This window comes from Rhodohalobacter halophilus (assembly GCF_001715195.1).
Lineage (GTDB): Bacteria > Bacteroidota > Rhodothermia > Balneolales > Balneolaceae > Rhodohalobacter > Rhodohalobacter halophilus.
The window spans coordinates 1-18738 of the sequence record NZ_MDWE01000009.1; the positions used below are offsets into that span (position 1 = coordinate 1).

The window sequence follows — 18738 nt, forward strand, 5'->3', positions numbered from 1 at the left end:
TTTTTCCAAAAGCCCCTAACGCTATGCGTTCAGGGGCTTTTTTGGTTTAAAAAATTATCCTATCGATAGGATATCTAAACTTAGATCTCTCAGACAGACAACTGATTATACAGTTCATTAATACTTTAATGATCAGTAAAGTTTGTACAACTTTATTTTAGTAAATATTTACTGTTAGATAAGATTTGGTGTATTACCACTCTGATTAAATAAATATAACGTAATAAGGTATGATTGATATCAGGCTTTAGCTAAACTTTTTCCTTTCTCCTGGCCTTCACGAATAGCTAACTGACCACAACCGGCGTCTATATCATCCCCTCTACTTCTTCGTACTGTAGCAGTAACACCATGATCAGCCAATATTCTCATAAACTTATTTAATCGCTCTTCGCGTGCACGTTTAAGAGAAACCCCAGCTACATTATTGTACATGATAATATTTACTTTAGATGGTACCCACCGTGCTATTTTAACCAAATTATGCGCGTCCTGAGGTGTATCATTAAATTCATCAAACAGTAGATATTCGTAGGTAAGCGGTTTCTCTGTTTTCATGAAGTGATATTTAACAGACTCTTCAAGCTTGGTTAAATTTAAAGATTCATTAATGGGCATAATTTCATCTCTCTTTTTATCATCAGCAGCGTGAAGGGAAATTGCAAGATTAACTCCAGTTTCTTCATCAGCAAGCTGCTTGATTTGCTTCGTTAGACCCACTGTAGAAACTGTAATCCTGCGAGGTGATAGGTCAATGCCCATCGGATCTGAAATAATCCTTGCAGACTCTACAACAGCCTTATAGTTGTGGAGGGGTTCACCCATCCCCATATAAACAATATTGGTAATTTTTTTATCAAATTTCTCTTCTGTCAATTCATTAATAATCTGTACCTGATCAACAATCTCTCCGTGAGTGAGGCTTCTGAAATATCCCATTTTACCCGTGGCACAGAATGAGCAACCAAACATGCAGCCTACCTGAGAGGATACACAGACGGTTAAACGATTAGCCACACCATCAGCATAGAAGTCAGGGATCATTACGGCTTCAACCTTATAGGCATTGGGGTCATCCAACTCAAAAAGAAATTTAATAGTCCCGTCTTTTGATTCTTGCTTACTGTGAACTTTAATCCGTTTAATTTCAGCAATCTCTTTAAGACGGGAACGAAGATCTTTGGAAAGATTCGTCATTTCATCAAATGAAGATGAACCCTTTTGATAAAGCCACTGAAATACCTGATCGGAACGATAACTTGCAAGGCCCAAATCAGCCAAAAAGTTTGAAAGTTCTTGCTTGGTTAAGGATTTGAGATCGGTCTTTTTTATCGTATCTAATTGCTCTTTTGTCATAGCCACAAAGTTACGGACAATGAAGCGAAAATGATACCGTAAGCTATTAGAATCGCGGATTTACAATATTATTGTAAATAGAGCCAAATGTGTAGGAGAGACCAAATGAGATACTATAATCAAATGATGTTGGGCGCTGCCCTCCACTTATAATATTCTCAGGATCATCTGGATCCACCGCTCCTTCAAGTGAAAGCTGATCATTAATAACACGATATCTTCCTGAGAGGCTGAGAGACAACCCACGCATGACTCGAATATTGAATGACGGATTCACTTCGAAACGATTGATGGCTGTGTCGTGAAAATAGTTTAACCCGGATATTCGAACATCAATTCTTCCCCATCTTTGATCATATCTTAAACGGGTCGAAAGCTCCTGCGACATGATCAGTTCTTCATCTTTACCAAATATGGTTGTGTTGTAATATCGGCGGAACATTGGGGTGATCTGGTACTGTACAATAAACCGTCGTTCCTGGAATTCACTATATGGGAAGAAATTATATTCAAAAGCCGGTGCTACATAGGTATGCAGTGCAATATTATTGGTTCGGTTGAACTGAGCGCTTGCAAAAAGCGCAACGGTGGCGTGGTCACTCAGGCTGTATCCAAACATCTGCCAGAAATTTCCCCAATCACGATTGATGTTTAATGTGCCGCTTGACACATCAAGTGTTCTGCGTCGAATTTCACCCCTGAGGTGACTCCTGATTTTCCAGGTGTGTGTGGTTCGTTCAGCTTCAAGTCCTGTGTAAAAACCAAAGTTAGTTTCACTGGACTGTCCGTTTAAGTTTGAACTTACATTCACATCAAAAACCCAGTTATTCCATGGGTCTGCAATGTCGGCACCTTCATCAGTATCAACTTCCTCAGGTGCTTCATAAAAAATATCAAGAGAGCGTATAGCAACCGTTTTGGTTACATACGGCATCAGACCAATCTTGATGTATCGATTTAGCCCAATTCTCCGTTCATCGTTGGAATCAGTGCTTGAAGATACATATCTCAGTGTGTCTGCTTGTTCTGAGTCAGCACCTATTTCAGAAAATATAAGAGTATATTCCCGGCCTCCACCTCCAGTAGGAAGGTCATTTATGAGGAGATAGATAGAGGCATCATCCTGATCTCTCACATAGTTAACAAACGTTATATTTGAACGTATGTAGGACACATCACAGGAGCCACAATCCAGATATACATTGGGGATTGGGCCCAGTGGATTACTATTTTGAGCCGTCAGAATTACCGGAAGTAAAAGCAGTAAGATGAATGTGACAAGTACGTTGCGGAACACTGAATTACATTAAGTTTGTAAGCTTTCATTAGAGCACTCAAAAGTAATCATTTAAAGGGATGAATATCCAATAAATTCAGAGGATACCTTTGAAAACCGTAATTAATACCGATGATTAATTGTATTGGTGAATTAACAATTCATATATGAATTTTACCATTAACTATGGTTTGATTATCATCCGTGATGAACTGGAGCTACATGTGACCTTGGTTTTATGTAAATCGCAGTAATTTTCTTTTTTTGGTATATAAATAGATGAACAACTTACGAGGCATTCATTGAAGTTTTTAGGATCGCAGCTCTCTTACTTTTTTGCTAACAGGCGGACGAAGACAAACGTTAAAAAACTGCTGAAGTTTGTTGGAGTTCTCTTTCTGTTATATGTGACTTACTCTATTACTTTTCACTATGTAGCAGCGTATGAAGGACAGGATTTTTCCTGGCTGACCGGCTTTTACTGGGTTATTGTTACCATGTCAACTCTGGGTTTTGGTGATATTGTATTCACTACAGATGTTGGGAAAGTGTTCTCTATGCTGGTTCTGTTTTCCGGCGTACTGTTTCTGCTTGTAATGCTGCCATTTACCTTTATTGAGTTTTTTTATGCTCCCTGGATGAAAGCTCAAAATCAGGCTCGTGCACCAAAATTTCTGGATCCTAATACAAAAGATCATGTAGTGATTACCAAGCTGACAGCAGTTACAGAGGCATTGATAAAAAAGTTGACCTCCTACAAAATAGATTATGTTATTCTGGAACCCGATCTCCAAAAAGCTCTTGACCTTTCTGATCTGGACTATAAGGTTGTAAATCTTGACCCTACAGATTATGAGACCTATCAACGGATATGTATCAAAAATGCATCCATGCTGGTAGCGGCAGACAGCGATACAATCAATACAAATGTTACATTTACAGCACGGGAGTTTAGTGAATCAATAAAAATTGTGGCATCAGCCAATTCTATCGACTCTGTGGATGTACTCAAACTGGCCGGTGCCAACCATGTTATTCAGCTCGGAGATATGCTGGGCAGAGCTCTTGCAAGACGTACACTAGGTGGAAATGCCAGGGTTCATGTAATTGGCCACATTGATAATCTGGTGATTGGAGAAGCAACTGTGAAAGAGACTCCCCTGATCGGTAAAACGTTGAAGGAGAGTAATCTTAGAGAAAATATCGGGGTAAATGTAGTGGGTATCTGGGAAAGAGGTGAATTTATCCACCCTGAACCGGACACCATGATAAACAATGAGAGTGTATTGGTACTAGCCGGAACAGTTGAACAACTCCGCAATTATGATGAAGTAGTCAGTATCTATCATATTTCAGATGAACCGGTTGTGATCATAGGTGCCGGAAGAGTAGGACGGGCAGCAGCCAGAAGCCTGGAAGAGCGTCAGGTTGATTACAGAATCATTGACAAAAATCCTGAGCGAGTGAGCACGCACGATAATGGCAAATATATTCATGGAGACGCTGCAGATATCGATGTTCTTAAAAAGGCAGGCCTCGAAAAAGCTCATACAGTATTGATTACAACGCACGATGATGATGTAAACATCTATCTGACCATCTACTGCAGACAATTAAAACCAGATATAGAGATTATAAGCCGGGCTACCTACGAAAGAAATGTAAACACCATGCACCGGGCGGGCGCAGATTTTGTGATGTCGTACGCATCCATGGGGTCCAGTTCCATTTTCAATATCCTGGAAGACAAAGATGTGATTATGCTGGCGGAAGGCTTGAATATTTTTAACTATAAGGTAGACGAAAAGTTGGCCGGAAAATCATTGGTTGAATCTGACATAAGGAGGAAGACAGGCTGTACTGTGATTGCCATTAACTGTAAAAATGAAAGAATGCTTGTGAACCCTCCACCATCCAGAGAGCTGAAGTTAGGAGACGAAATTGTAATCATCGGATCAAATGAGGGCGAGAAATTGTTTACTGATCGATTTTTAGACTGACTCAATTTTTCCAGAACCACGGTGTAAAAATTACCAGAACGGTAAAAAGCTCCAACCTGCCGATCATCATGAGGATGAGCAGTACCCACTTACCCGCATATGGAACAGCTGCAAAGTTATCTGTGGGGCCAAATTCTCCCCAAGCCGGGCCAATATTTCCCAGACTCGCGATGCTGGCTCCCATGGCCGACATGAAATCGTAGCCCATAAAGCTCATAATAATGGAACCTATGACAAATATGATGAAATAGACCACAAAAAAACCGAGTATATTTTTAAGAATAGAGCTCTCAATTACCCGGTTGCCTAAGCGAACAGGAATGATTGCCTGTGGATGAATAATCTGTTTAAATTCACGCCCAACATTTTTTAATATGATCAAAATTCGGATCATTTTAATCCCTCCGCCTGTAGAACCGGCTGTTCCTCCGGTAAAAAAGAGAAGGAAAAGAAGAAAAGATGTGAATGGCATCCAGAGGGCGTAATCGTTGGTTCCAAAACCCGTGGTGGTTAGAATTGATATCACCTGAAACGAACCGTATCGAAGGGCATCTCCGAACTGATAGTTATCGATCAGCCAAAGGCCGCCGGAAATCAACACTATAAATAGCAGCGTAAGTAAAGTGTAGAAACGAATCTCCCGGTTTTCAAAAAAGCTCTTTGCATCACCACTTAATAGTTTGAAATGCATGGCAAAGTTAATTCCGGCAAGGAACATAAATATGGTTACGATTAAATCTATATAAAGAGAATCGAATCCTGCAACGGACCCGTTTTTGGTAGAAAAACCACCGGTTGCAAGAGTAGAGAATGAGTGATTAATTGCCTCAAACCAATCCATGGATGGGTGAGCCCACAGTAGCAGAAACTGTACAAAGGTCATCCCAACATAGACTGACCATAGGAGTAGTGCGGTTTCTTGAATACGGGGAGTAAGCTTATCGGACGTTGAGCCTGAATATTCTGCTTTAAAGAGCTGCATCCCTCCAATCCCTAATAGTGGAAGAAGGGCTAGTGTGAGAACAATAATCCCCATTCCGCCCAGCCAATGGGAGAGCGATCGCCAGAACAACAGACTTTTATCAAGATCTTCGATGGCCGGATTCTGAACTCCGTCACTTGTAGCTCCTCCAAAAATAGTTGCACCTGTTGTACTGAGACCGCTCATCGTTTCAAAAACGGCATCGGTGTAACTTTGTAACGTGCCCGATAGGGTAAAAGGGAAAGCACCGATTAATGATCCTATAAACCAAGTTAACGTTACAATGAGGAAAGCCTCGCGCATTCTAAGTTCATACTGTGGTCTAAAGAGGTAGAAAAGCAACGCTCCAATCAGCATAGAAGGAACAGCCGTATAGAGAAAAGCTGCCCATGAGGGTTCGTTATAAAAAAGGGCAACAAAAAAAGGAAAGAGCATGGCAACTCCAAGGAAGAATACCAACCCTCCCATGATTCCCGTCACAATTTTAAAATCTATTCGGGGCCTATTTGATGTTTGATACAGTAAGTCAATCATGAAACAGCTCTTCAACTTTTTTGATTGCCTGAGGCTGAACAAACAAAATGACTCGATCTCCTTTCTTGATAACTGTATCGCCGGTTGCGATCTCCAGATCTTCATTTCTTACAAGCGCGCCAATAATCATACCTGCAGGAAATTGAATCTTTTTTAGCGGGCGTTCGAGAATTTCGCAGTTATTTCCGGCTTCTACTTCAATGATTTCCGCATTAATCCCGTGCAATCCTTTTACAGTCAGTAAATTACCCTGTCTGATATTACGGTGGATTTCATCCGTTGCAGCTGCTTTTACGTTTACAATGGAATCGATCCCGATGGTTTGACTAAGTGGCAGATATTGAGATTTCGATACCAGTGCAACTGTTTTCCTTACTTCAAGGTGTTTAGCCATAAGGGCAGAAATAATATTCGACTCTTCATCCTCCGTTACGGATATGAATGCATCCATCTCCTGAATTCCTTCAACAGCAAGCAGATTTGGATCGGTCGGGTCGCCATGGAGAACCAATACATTTCGAAGTTCCCCCGCCAGTTCCTGTGCAATCTCCTTATCAGGTTCAATAAGTTTTATTTTCCAATTTTGTTTGTCTGCGGAGAGTTTTTTTGAGAGAATTCTGCCAACCTCATTTCCTCCGGCTACCATGATATTTCTGATATGTTCACCTTCATGGCCGGTAGCTGCTGCCAGTTTTTCAATTCCCTCCGTTTTTGACAATACAAAGATGTGATCGAGGGGCATAATTCGGCTCTGGCCGGTAGGAAGAATGGTAGTGCCTCTTCTTGATATGGCAACAATTCGATACGTTTCATTACGATATTCAACAGCCAGCTCCCGAAGTGTTTTGTCAATAATGCCGGCATTCTTTTCAACCCTGATCCCAATAAGCTGCATTCTGCCTTCGGCTAAGGGTACAATATCGCTCGCAGAAGCGCGCTTTATAAGTTGGTGAATTTCAGTAGCTGCACTCTCTTCAGGGTGGATCAGTACATCAATTCCAAGTTCGGAGGGGGTAATTGGGGCATCTTTTTGGGAGAGTTCATCATTTCGAACACGTGCAATAGCTGACCTGACACCGAGACGTTTAGCCATCATACATGCAATAATATTCACTTCATCCACGCTCGTACAGGCTACCATCATATCGGCTTCATGTGCACCGGCACGTACCAAAGCTTTTGGGGATGTTGCGTTCCCCTCAACAGCGAGAACATCCAAATTTTCTAAAACTCTTTGCAGGCATGACTGCCTTTCATCCATCACTGTTACATCATGCCTCTCCTCAGAAAGGACTTTACTGAGTTCATATCCAACTTCCCCGGCACCTGCAATAAGTATTTTCAATGTGCTTGATGATTAAGTTAGAGAACAGTCAAACTTATGGTTTAATCTGATAAATGTGGAATAAAATCTTTCTATTTAATTCTATTTGCAAATCGCTGAGTAAACCTTTGGGGTAGTTACAAAAACTCAAAATAATGACTAAGGTTTGAGATGTCTGTTGAGGTAATCGGTGTAGACTTTATACAGTAACAAATAACTCTGTTCATTATATATAACGCCGTGTTGGCCTTTTGGGAAAATTCGTAAATCAACATCTTTCCCGGCATTTACAAATGCGGTAACCATTTGCATGGTATTTTGAATGTGAACGTTTTCATCCATCGCGGAATGGGCAACCAACATATTGGCTCTGAGGCTGCTTGCATACGGCATGATAGAACTTTGGTTGTAATTCTCCCGGTTCTCTTCGGGCAGTCCCATATACCGTTCGGTATAGATGGTGTCATAGAGCCTCCAATCTGTTACCGGTGCCCCGACCAAACTTACCTTGAACAGATTAGGATAGAGAAGAGGTGTTAATGCGGCCATAAATCCCCCATAACTGTGGCCACGAATAGCAATCCTGCCGGTGTCGATCCAGTCGTACTGTCCCAAATATTTTGCTGTAGCGGCAAAATCTTCTGCTTCCAGCAGGCCAAGTTTTTTGTGAACGGCTTTTTTAAAATCTCGACCGTACCCTCCGCTTCCGCGATTGTTTACATTGGCAATTACATAACCCTGCTGAGAGAGGTACTGTACCCAAGCTGAGGTTTCAAATTCATTCATAACTCCCTGGTAGCCGGGACCTCCATAAACCATCAAAATAAGCGGGTAGGTTTTGTCCGGATCAAAATTGTGTGGGCGGATCAGATAGCCGTCCAGGTCAACACCATAATCTGTTTTGAAACTGAAGAGCTCCCTCGGCTGATACGCAAGCTGTTCGATATGTGACTGAACAGATTTATTTTTCGTAAAGGTTACTAACTTTTTGCCGGGTGACCGGGTGGTGTAGAGTTCTACATTTACCGGCGTGGTAACATCAGACCACTTATCAATGTAGTACACTCCATTCGGGCTCATATTGATGTTATGCCTTCCAGCCTGCCGGGTGTAGTGAACTTTTTCTGAACCATCAAAACGGATTGAGTAAAGATCTCTCTCAAGAGGACTCTGCTCTGTCGATTCGAAAAAAATAGTTTCGGCCTCTGTATCGATTGTAAACAGGTTTGTTACCTCCCAGGCTCCTTCTGTTACTCGATTAAGCATTGTGCCATTGTAATCATAGCGGTAAATGTGGTTGAAGCCGTCTCGATCCGAAATCCTGAAAAATTCTTGCCGGTCATCCGGAAAGTAGAACATATTCTTCAACCCTTCGGGAGAGAGGTAAATGTCAATCCATCCCCATTCAGGTTTCTCATCATAAACCATTTTTCTTTGGCCGGTATTTACATCAAAAAGGTAGAGTTTGAGTTCTGTCTGCTGACGGTTCATCCAGATTACAGCCAGTTCTCCTGAATTAGCTGTCCAGTAAATACGAGGAATTAAACCGCCCTCATTGCCAACATCAAGAAAATGGTTTCGGCCTGTTTCGATATCAATCACACCGATGTTAATAGAGGGATTCTCACTTCCGGCCTTTGGGTAGGGGATGTCTGTGTATTCGGGATAGGTTCCTTCATAATCGGTCGAAATAAAACGTTCCACATGTCGCTCATCTGTTTGCCAATAAGCAATATATCTGCTGTCGTGACTCCACTCCCATGCCTGAGCCAGCCCAAACTCTTCTTCATACACCCATCCAAATCGTCCATTATAGAGGTGAGGTTCGGAACCGGTTGTTAATTTTTGGGAGCTCTCAGTGCTGATCTCATAAAGAAACATCTCTCCATCACGATGATAGGCGATATATTGACCATTCGGGGAGATTTCAGCATTGTGGGCAGAAAAGGTAATCAGGTTGAGATCATCACTCTCGCGGTCAAAAAGGTAGAAATCTGAAGATCCCGAATAGCGGTATTGCGGGCTGAAGTTGGTTTGAAACAGGATCTTTTTGCCATCATCTGACCACTCATATTTTTCGAAGTGAAAAGGGATGTCTGAGTCGGGAAATGTATACTCTGCCGGGTGAAAAAGAAGGGTATCTGTTTCGGTTGCAGGATTATAAATTCGAATTTCAGGAGCGAAATGCTGCAAATTTTGTTCCAAATAGGAGAAGGATTCACCTTCAGCTATCCATTTAACGTTCTTCGGCCCACGCTCCCCGATTAACTGGCCACCTGAAAAAAGAGCATGCTGCAGACTTTGATATGTACGATTGTTCTGAGCTTCTGTGGGGTGGTATGCAAGCACCGACAGACATAATAACAGCAGCAGTGATCTGCAGTCGTAATTTTTCGACTCCATAACCTGTGTATCTGATTTATGGGATAATTCGCAATTCCCGCACGCACCTTACGGTTCCACGTAGTGATAAGAAAGTAAATATTCTGCTGATAAGGAAAATTTAAAAGACGCTTCTACGTCAGGTTTCTGCTTCCGAGCAGTCGAAGGCCATTCAGAACCACGAGCAGAGTGCTCCCCTCATGGCCAATAACCCCAAGTGTGAGCGGGAGGTCGATCAAAAAAACACCAAACAGTAGCACAACAATAACCGAAAGACTAAAGCCTATGTTTTGCCAAACAACTTTTTTTGCTTTTCTGGAGAGTTTCAGTAGATATGGGAGTTTACTGAGGTCATCACCCATTAATACAATATCAGCAGTTTCGAGCGCTACGTCTGTACCGGCAGCTCCCATTGCGATTCCGAGGTCACTTGTAGCTAGTGCGGGTGCATCGTTTACCCCGTCGCCCACCATTGCAACCGTTCCTGACTGTTTCATTCTATTAATAACTTCAACTTTCTGTTCGGGTAACAGATCAGCGTAAATCTCATCGATACCGAGTTCCCCGGCAATCGCTTCTGCCACTCCGAGGTTGTCTCCGGTTAGCATTGCAACTTTTTTGATCCCTTCACTTTTCAGCTTTTGGAGCATCATTTTCGAGTCGGGTCGAATCTGATCAGCCAGAGAAATCAGGCCTTGAGGCTGACCATCCATCGCAACAAAAACGACGGTTTTACCCTCTGAACGAAGTTCTGCTGCTTTCTCTTTGATTTTCCGATTCCAGCTGTCAAGTTGACCTTCAAACATTTTTAAATTGCCGACCGATATGGTGTGATCTTCCCATTCGGCCTTTACGCCTTGTCCGGGTGTTGCCTGCATGTTTTCTACCTGATGCGGTTCAATATCTAACTCGCCGGCTTTGTTAATAATGGCTTCGGCCAAATGGTGCTCAGAGTGCATTTCAGATCCGGCGGCTAAAGCAAGGAGCTTGTTCACGTTATCACCTTCTGTTTCAAAAAGGTTTGAGCCGGCATTGTAGAATATCACATCTTCAACGGCAGGTTTTCCGAGAGTCAAAGTTCCGGTTTTGTCAAAGGCAATTGTATCGATCTCTACGGTTTGTTCAACATGTACTCCTCCCTTAAACAAAATTCCGCTTTTCGCACCGTTGGCGATTGCAGATATGATCGATGCAGGCGTACTTATGATGAGCGCACAGGGTGATGCAACAACCAACACCGTCATGGCACGGTAGAATGTGGGGTCGAAATCGTGTCCCAATACCAGCCAGGGAATGAAGATCAACAGAATCACCGCAGTGATCACGGTAATTGCATATCTTGGTTCAAACGTTTCCAGAAAGCGCTGGGTTTTTGCTTTGTTCTTTTGAGCGCTTTCGACCAGGTCTATGATTTTAGAAACGGTTGTATCTTTGGCAGGTTTTGTTACCTCCAGTTCAATTACACCATTTTCATTAAGAGTGGCAGCAAAAACGGAATCTCCCACATCTTTTGATACCGGTATACTTTCACCGGTAATCGTTGCCTGGTCAACGGTGGTCTGTCCCTTTATTACTTTGCCATCTATCGGGATATGCTCACCGGGTTTTACAATCACTATGTCTCCAACCCGGAGCTCTTCAATCGGTATGAGCTCTTCGGCTCCGTCATCATTTTTTCGTAAACCTTGTGAGGGGCGCAGCTCAAGCAGAGAGTGAATGGCGTTTCGGCTTTTGCCCAGGGCGTATGATTCGAGAGCTCCACTAAGGGAAAACAGAAAAAGAAGTGTGGCACCCTCAATCCATTCTCCCAATACTGCAGCACCCAATGCAGCTGCAATCATCAGGAAATCGATATTCAGCTCAAACTTTCGAAGACTATCAATCGTTTCAATCAACCCTTGGTAGCCACCGGTAGCATATGATAAAAGATAGAACCAGATAGCCAAAGATTTCGGCAGAATCTCAGTGTGTTCAGAAACAATTCCCAAAATAAGTGTTACGGCACAGAGCGCAGTTAAAATAATTTCTCTTGTACCATTTGAATGAGAGTGCGCCATAGGTGATCAGTTTCGGGGTAAATAGTTCTGTACTAACAAGTAAGCTACAACAATTATGTGAAGTGATTGTTAGTTTGGTATTTGTAAGATATGATAAGCTCCTAAATCATCCTTACCTTTACGAGGATTTACACCGCTCAATATCCAAGTATAAACGGATTATCAACCCAATTGAACATAGTGGACTATTGTTAATTCCACAAAACTTATAAGAAGGTGAGTGACTAACATTCCCCGTTTCATTCAACCCCAAAAGGTGTGAACTTCCGGTGTAAACAGCTGCCGGATACCAAAAAAATCATCAACAGGTTGGGGTAGATAATATCAAAAACTGAAGTCAATAGAACACAATGAAAAAGATACTGCTATTCCTTTTTATTTCACTCTCAATAAGTTCCGTCGTGATTGCTCAGAACGACTCAGCGTCTGTTTTGGACGGAATGAAAGATCGATTCAAATCTGAAGAACTCAATGTCATTATGCTACTGCAGTCAACGGCGGCATTTTCATTTCAGGACGATGATTTTAATGGAGGACGTGAATTTGGCATCGGGGCACCGCTGCTCGACTTTAAAGGCTCACTTCCAAATAATTACATGTATCGGTTACAGCTTCAGTTAAACAGAACACCATCTATTCTGGATGCTCAGGTTGGCTATCGGTTTTCTGAAATGTTCCGATTGATTGCAGGTGCGAATAAACCGTTTATGGTACTGGAACTGGACCCAAGCCCTGCCAGTACGGACATGATTAATCGGGCGCGGGTAGTTGGCGCAATGGTGAATGCCAGAGAGACCGGTTTAACTTTTCTGGGCGACTTTGACGGTATCTACTATCGTGCGGGAATTTATAACGGTACCGGTTTTAGTCAGTCAAATGACAACAGATTTTTATATACGGGACGACTTGGTTTTCGTAATGAGACATTTGATACCGGTATTAATGCATCTCTCAACAGAACAAGAGGGGAATCGGTTGGAAACACTCAGCTGATTTCGGCCGGAGACCGATCCATATATGGTGCCTACATTAAATATTCCGGAGATCAATTTTTTGGCACGGCAGAGTTTTTGCAATCGCGCTTTGACCTTTTTACGACAACGGTTGAAGAGACAATCACAGGTTATTACGTTACAGCCGGAATTCATGCCACAGAATCGGATGATTTTCTGATTCGACTGGACCACCTCTCGTTTGATGTGTCCGGTAATGAAGATTCGGACAGGCTTGTATTTGGCTGGAACCGGCAGATTAATGAGCTCGTAAGCTTTCAATTAAACGGACTCTATCAAATCAACGATGTAACAGACAATCAAGCGGGAGTGTCGGCAAACTTTCAATTCTATTTCTAACAGTTTATTACAATAGGCACACCCAGATTTAAGGGTTTGACTGATGAAGCCGATAAGAAAAGAGCTAACAAAAAAACAAAATCAGACAGTATGAAATATTTGATGGTATCTATTATTGCTGTGTTTATGACATTCTCCCTGGCTTATGGTCAGTCCGATTCTGCCACAGTGAACGACATGAAAGACAGGCTAAAATCGGAAGAGTTTAATGTAGGGCTTCTATTGCAATCAGTTGGGGCTTTCTCCTTTGAGGACGACAGTTTTAACGGAGGCAGGCAGTTTGGCCTGGGTGCAACCCGGCTGGATATTAAAGGAGAGTTGCCAAGCAACTTCATATACAGACTTCAGCTCGATTTCCGCCGATCTCCAAGCGTTATGGATGCTCAAATTGGGTATAAATTTTCTGAAAATTTCCGAATAGTAACCGGTGCTTTTAAACCCTTTTTGAGTGCAGATTTAGACCCAAGTCCGGCAGCAACAGATTTTGTAAACCGGGCCCGCCTAGTGGGAGCCATGATGAACTCCCGTGAAGTGGGGGTGACATTTTTGGGGGAATCTGAAGGGTTTAATTACCGCATTGGAATTTACAATGGTAACGGCCGCCAGATGAGCAATAACGACAACCGTTTTCTATACACCGCACGATTTGGTTATTCCGCAGATCTGAACGAAGCCGGAGGGCTCGACTTTGGTGTGAATGGTGCCATTAATACGTCAGAGATGGAGTCGGTGGGAAGAACAAACCGGATTTCTGAGGGTGACCGGTTGATTTACGGAGCGTTCATTAAATATAGCGGAAGTAAATTTTTTGGAACCGTTGAATTTTTAGAAACCCGGTTCGATGATCTTGCGTTGGGGCTGGAAGAGACGATTACGGGATTCTATGGAACTGTAGGAGTTCATGCGACAGAAAAAAGTGATCTGTTGTTGAGGTGGGATTATCTCTCAGGAGAGGTGATTATACCCACATCTGACAGGATTGTCGCAGGCTGGAACTATCAAATGACGGAGCTTGTGAGCTTTCAGCTGAACGGCTTATACCAACTGAATGATGTAATTGATGATCAGGCCGGAATTTCAGCGAATTTACAATTCTACTTTTGATAAATCGTAAACCCGATTATAAAAAATGAGGGATGGCAAAACCATCCCTCATTTTTTAGTTTAGTACACTACTGTTTCCAATTTACCTTTTTCCATAGTATCCAGATTCCGATCAGAACAAACGGGATACTTAGGAGCTGGCCCATATCAAACATGGCGCTCTCCAGAAAATCAGCCTGAGTTGCTTTCGTAAATTCAATCAGAAATCGTCCGGTAAAGAGGGTAATCAGGAAGGTCCCGAAAAGTGAACCCTCAGGTGGATTGGCTTTATACTTTTTATAGATCACCCAGAGAATTGCGAGAACGATGATGCATAAAAACGCTTCATAGAGCATGGATGGATGGCGGGGAATGAGCCGTTCAGCTTCTGTAAGATGGGCGGAATTTTTAAAAATGATAGCCCAGGGCAGTTCTGTTGGGATTCCCACAATTTCGGAGTTGAAAAAGTTGCCAAACCGGATAAACATACCTCCGATTGCTACACCGGGAACCACTCGGTCTGCCACCCACATAAATGAGGTATTGGCTGTTCGTTTTGCATAGAGGTACATCGCGATGATAATTCCGATCGCGGCACCATGGCTGGCAAGCCCGCCGGTCCAAACCTGCGGAATAAGGTGAATATTTCTGAGAAAGTATTCCGGGTTGTAGAAAAATACGTGACCCAGTCGAGCCCCAATAACCGTTGCCACGATGACGTAAATAAGGAGTCGGTCGAGCTCCTCCTGGCTGCGTCCTGCATCCCGGTACATTTTTAACCCGATGAAATAACCGCTCATAAATGCCATGGCAAACATCAATCCATACCATCTTGGCTCAAGAGGTCCAAAAGAGTTGATTGAAGGGGAGTCCAGGAATAGAAATGGCAGTTGTCCCACAATAAATGCCCCGATAACGAGGCCGGCAGCCTTCCATTTTTCCGGTTCAGCCGGCTCACCTTTTTGAGAGGGTGGTTTGATTTTGCTCCAGCCGAAATAGATCAGCGCTGCGGCTATAACGAGCCCCCAGATAGAAATGGGGAACGGGAAAGTAATTTCGGGAATATTGACGAGAACCGGGTCAAAATCCCAGACGATAAAGTTTTCGGTATTCATAAAAATGGTTGATTGCGAATGGAGTGCATCAAAATACAAAAGAGCACCCGAAGCTGCATGCAAATTCTTGGTTATGAATCAAGATCCATTTCTGCGGAAAAGTCTGCGCAAAGCGTCTCCGGCTCCTTCACGAAGGCGTTCCCGAATAATGTCCTGAATCACGCTGGTGTCGGGTCTTACTTGTGGACTTTCAGAGGTGCCGGTGATGAGTACAGGTACAGCCAATGTACCATTTTCGCGCTGAAGTGCATCGGCAGCTTCAGTTGATATTACACTGGCAATGGTTCTTTTAAATCGTTCAGGCAGTAATAACGTTGCTTTATAGTTGATTTCATCAGAAATCATATGCTGGGTGCCTTCCAGTTCCATACCAATGTTGTCGCTTGTGAGCCTGAAATCTTCGAGTGTCAATACTGTATCGCGGATGGAAAAGGTGGCCGTAAACTCGTCCAGGTTCATCCGGTTGAGTTCATCCGCACGCAGAAATTGAGCCAGCCTTCTTTGGATCGGATGATTTTCGATCCGCCCTTCGGTAATTCCAAAAGTACCTTCAGCTTCGGTTGTTGTCATATCAGGGGAGGCTGTTTCATCCAGTTCTGAGTAGTACTCAAAGTCTGAACTGAATAGTCCGGTTATATATTGATGAAATGTGCTTTCACTCCCCATAAATCCTGAATCTCTGAAGAAAGCTCGTGCTCGCAGGTCGGTGAGCGATCCGGTAAATCGAATGTTGGTTCGAAGGGGATCGGGAACCCTCCAGAGCATCATACCGTTTGCCTGACCTTCAAAAAGAGTGGCTTCAGCTTCATCAAGTACAATTTCATCCGGATCCATTCGGCCTGATCCTGAAATTTGAGTAATGGGGATACCGAAAATGACCAAGCTGTCAATTTGGGCGGTAACGTCAGCCGTAATCGACGGGAGGTCGATCGGGAGGGGTTCATCATCGGTCTCTTCTTCCCAATCGATCATCTCATCTAAATTGAGAAACCGGCTGTAATAGTTACCGGTAATGTTTGGCATGGTTGCGGTAGAGTTGTGGCTCTCTTCCAAAAAGCCAAGGTATCGGCGAAGGGAGCCTTCCAGGCCAATATCTGACGTTCCATAGTTCATGCTAAACTCTTCCAGCACCATCGCTTGTGGATTGATATTGAGTGTGCCTTGTAGATTAGTCACTGGCAGTGGGATAGAGTCGCCGATTGCATTTACATTATCCACGACAAGTGAACCGTTTAGAGCGATTTGAGTGGGATCTCCGGCCGGTCCTCTCGCATTCAGGTTCATGACAGCGTTGCCTGTTAATTCATTGATCCACGGTTCCAGCGGATAATAGGTTGAGATGTCACCAAAAACAGCATTGCCATCAAATGTTAAATCGAAGTCAGGTTCTTCACTCAGGTAGTTGGTTATGGATCCGTTCATCGAAAGGGCGTTTTCTCCAGTTCTGAATCGGGCACTCTCTATGGCCAGGCGGGTACCACTTGCCTCGGCAATAAATGTGATCTCTTCAATGGGACGCGCTACTGATTGATGTGCAACATATCCGTTTCGTAATTCAATCCGGCTCTGCTGAAGGAGGGATTCGATTTGTTCGGGGTCGGGTCGGCCCTGAAGTCTGATATTTGCATCCAGCTCACCCCTCATCATCAGGGTGTCTTCGTCAATCGGGTAGAACTCTTTGATTGAAGCCAGATCAAAATTCAAATCGGCTGACAGATCGACCGAACGCGTGTTCTCATTCAAAGGATTCAGGATGGAGCCCGACATGGTAAACCGGTTGCTTGCGGCACGCAGTCCCGAACTGTTGATGGTTATCTGATCCTGATTGGCGTCGATATTGGCTTCAATATCTTCGATTGGGCGGGGAACATCAGCATATTTTAATCGTCCGTTCGAGAGTATAAATCGTCCCGAAAAGGTGGCCTCTTCGGGCTGATCAACTCGCCCATTGGCGTTTGCGCTGGCTTCAAGGATACCGGCCAGCTGTTCCACACCAAACTCTTCGATAGGGTAAAATCTACTGACTGTTCCAAGGTCTACATCACCATCCAGCTCCAGTGAAAAAACGGCATCGTTCTCCAGTGGGCGTTCTACAGAACCATTCATGGTTACTGTGTTGTCTCCCGCCCTTGCCTGAAAATTTCGAATAGTGGCAAGATCATTATTAATCTCCGCCTGAATAATGATATCCTGAATGGCATCCGGAAGGTCAGGATTCTGCAGATATCCGTCGGCCACATCCACCATCATGTCGAATCGGGGGATGGTTCCTTCCGTGAGCCCTCCGGAAACGGAGCCCTCTAATCGCAGGGATCCCCGAGACTCCAATCCGGCCAAAACTTCATCAAACTGTGGAGGCGCCAGTCGTAAAAGTTCTCCGAAATTATCGGAAGAGGATGAAAATTGGAGATTGATTCCGGGAGCATCGGAACTCCAGTTCCTGATGTCGCCGGTAAGATTGAGAGCTAAGCCGCGGATTGAAAATGTCCCTTCGGTTAAATTCAGAATTTCATTATCGAGGTCAATTGTTGAGGTTTGGTTTAGGCTGAGTGAGAGATTTTGCACGTAGCGTGTCTCATCAACAGTTGCACTGAGAGAGGCGAGTTGTGCGTCAACAGTACTTTCGATCAGATCGGCAAATCGCAGGGAAATATCAGCGTTCAAACCTTCAAGAAGAACAGATGTGGCGGATGTTTCATCGTTATAGCGAATATGGGCATCACGGATCGTAAACTGCGGAATGGTGATCGTCATTCCGTCAGACTCTTCAACATCTGTGGGCTCTTCTTCGGCAAGTTGAAGAAGAAAATCGATATTTGTGGTAGAATCGGGATAGACGTGGTAGTTGATTTCCGGCCGATTTAGTGAAAGCCGTGAAATGGACAGTTCACTTCGAAGCAGCGGGAAAAGCTCAACTCCAACCAACAGCTCCTCAGCCGAAGCGAGGGTGTCGCCCTGGGGTGTGGGGAATAGAAAGTTTTCGAGTTCCACGCCAAACTGAGGGAATGTTCTGAAAAATGTTAATGACATTCGTTCTACCTGAACTTCGCTGCCTGTCAGCTCCTGGATTTCGGGCAGTATCATCCCTTTCAGACGTTCATCGGTAAAATATAAGTTGAGGGCGATTACGACAACTACAAAAAAGATGGCAACGCCGGCTAAAATCTTGACAAAGGTTTTCATATGTCTCTCATTAAATTTGATCCGTTTTATCTGAAGATAACAGGATTTATTAATATTTGGAGTCTGCTCTTTTGGGTAATGTTAAATTTTATCA

General features: G+C 43.5%; 11 protein-coding genes. 3 read left to right on the forward strand and 8 right to left on the reverse strand.

Annotation, left to right across the window (positions count from 1 at the left end; translation table 11 throughout):
• Positions 1 to 240: 240 nt before the first annotated feature.
• A complete protein-coding gene (gene rlmN / locus BG260_RS03375) occupies positions 241 to 1356 on the reverse strand; it encodes a 23S rRNA (adenine(2503)-C(2))-methyltransferase RlmN (RefSeq protein WP_069130542.1) in 1116 nt (371 codons plus the stop codon).
• A gap of 46 nt (positions 1357 to 1402) precedes the next feature.
• Complete coding sequence (locus BG260_RS03380) at positions 1403 to 2653, reverse strand: hypothetical protein (RefSeq protein WP_141691503.1); 1251 nt, start codon at positions 2651 to 2653, stop codon at positions 1403 to 1405.
• 281 nt (positions 2654 to 2934) lie between these two features.
• On the opposite strand from BG260_RS03380, the gene BG260_RS03385 reads away from it, so the two are divergent.
• Positions 2935 to 4632 carry a potassium channel family protein gene (locus BG260_RS03385; RefSeq protein ID WP_069130544.1) on the forward strand — a complete coding sequence of 566 codons (1698 nt, stop codon included), beginning with the start codon at positions 2935 to 2937 and terminating at the stop codon, positions 4630 to 4632.
• Position 4633: 1 nt separating this feature from the next.
• Here BG260_RS03385 and BG260_RS03390 read toward each other — a convergent pair whose 3' ends face one another.
• The 4 genes from BG260_RS03390 to BG260_RS03405 form a co-directional block, all read right to left on the reverse strand.
• Complete coding sequence (locus BG260_RS03390; RefSeq protein WP_069130545.1) at positions 4634 to 6148, reverse strand: TrkH family potassium uptake protein; 1515 nt, start codon at positions 6146 to 6148, stop codon at positions 4634 to 4636.
• Positions 6141 to 7493 carry a Trk system potassium transporter TrkA gene (gene trkA, locus BG260_RS03395; protein WP_069130546.1) on the reverse strand — a complete coding sequence of 451 codons (1353 nt, stop codon included), beginning with the start codon at positions 7491 to 7493 and terminating at the stop codon, positions 6141 to 6143. The genes BG260_RS03390 and trkA overlap by 8 nt, the downstream gene beginning before the upstream one ends.
• A gap of 138 nt (positions 7494 to 7631) precedes the next feature.
• A complete protein-coding gene (locus BG260_RS03400; RefSeq protein WP_069130547.1) occupies positions 7632 to 9875 on the reverse strand; it encodes a S9 family peptidase in 2244 nt (747 codons plus the stop codon).
• A gap of 113 nt (positions 9876 to 9988) precedes the next feature.
• Positions 9989 to 11911 carry a heavy metal translocating P-type ATPase gene (locus BG260_RS03405; RefSeq protein WP_069130548.1) on the reverse strand — a complete coding sequence of 641 codons (1923 nt, stop codon included), beginning with the start codon at positions 11909 to 11911 and terminating at the stop codon, positions 9989 to 9991.
• Between the two features lie 350 nt (positions 11912 to 12261).
• Between BG260_RS03405 and BG260_RS03410 the strand changes: the two genes are divergently transcribed.
• Together BG260_RS03410 and BG260_RS03415 are read left to right on the forward strand one after the other, a co-directional pair.
• Positions 12262 to 13263, forward strand: coding sequence for a hypothetical protein (locus BG260_RS03410; protein ID WP_069130549.1), 1002 nt, complete (start codon positions 12262 to 12264; stop codon positions 13261 to 13263).
• 90 nt (positions 13264 to 13353) lie between these two features.
• Positions 13354 to 14367 (forward strand): porin, encoded by a 1014-nt coding sequence (locus tag BG260_RS03415; RefSeq protein ID WP_141691504.1) that lies wholly within the window; start codon positions 13354 to 13356, stop codon positions 14365 to 14367.
• A gap of 68 nt (positions 14368 to 14435) precedes the next feature.
• Here the strand turns inward: BG260_RS03415 and lgt are convergent, their stop codons facing one another.
• Entirely contained in the window at positions 14436 to 15461 is a 1026-nt protein-coding gene (gene lgt, locus BG260_RS03420; protein ID WP_083750075.1) for a prolipoprotein diacylglyceryl transferase, read from the reverse strand.
• A 78-nt stretch (positions 15462 to 15539) separates the two neighbouring features.
• The gene (locus BG260_RS03425; RefSeq protein ID WP_069130551.1) at positions 15540 to 18644 is read right to left on the reverse strand and encodes an AsmA family protein; all 3105 of its coding nucleotides are present in this window, start codon (positions 18642 to 18644) and stop codon (positions 15540 to 15542) included.
• Between the last annotated feature and the right edge of the window lie 94 nt (positions 18645 to 18738).

What these genes read in the sequence shown, in the direction of transcription:
- BG260_RS03410 (WP_069130549.1), top strand. Translation starts at nt 12,262, where the DNA reads ATGAAAAAGATACTGCTATTCCTTTTTATTTCACTCTCAATAAGTTCC.
- BG260_RS03415 (WP_141691504.1), top strand. Translation starts at nt 13,354, where the DNA reads ATGAAATATTTGATGGTATCTATTATTGCTGTGTTTATGACATTCTCC.
- rlmN (WP_069130542.1), bottom strand. Translation starts at nt 1,356, where the DNA reads ATGACAAAAGAGCAATTAGATACGATAAAAAAGACCGATCTCAAATCC.
- lgt (WP_083750075.1), bottom strand. Translation starts at nt 15,461, where the DNA reads ATGAATACCGAAAACTTTATCGTCTGGGATTTTGACCCGGTTCTCGTC.
- BG260_RS03405 (WP_069130548.1), bottom strand. Translation starts at nt 11,911, where the DNA reads ATGGCGCACTCTCATTCAAATGGTACAAGAGAAATTATTTTAACTGCG.
- BG260_RS03425 (WP_069130551.1), bottom strand. Translation starts at nt 18,644, where the DNA reads ATGAAAACCTTTGTCAAGATTTTAGCCGGCGTTGCCATCTTTTTTGTA.
- BG260_RS03400 (WP_069130547.1), bottom strand. Translation starts at nt 9,875, where the DNA reads ATGGAGTCGAAAAATTACGACTGCAGATCACTGCTGCTGTTATTATGT.
- BG260_RS03390 (WP_069130545.1), bottom strand. Translation starts at nt 6,148, where the DNA reads ATGATTGACTTACTGTATCAAACATCAAATAGGCCCCGAATAGATTTT.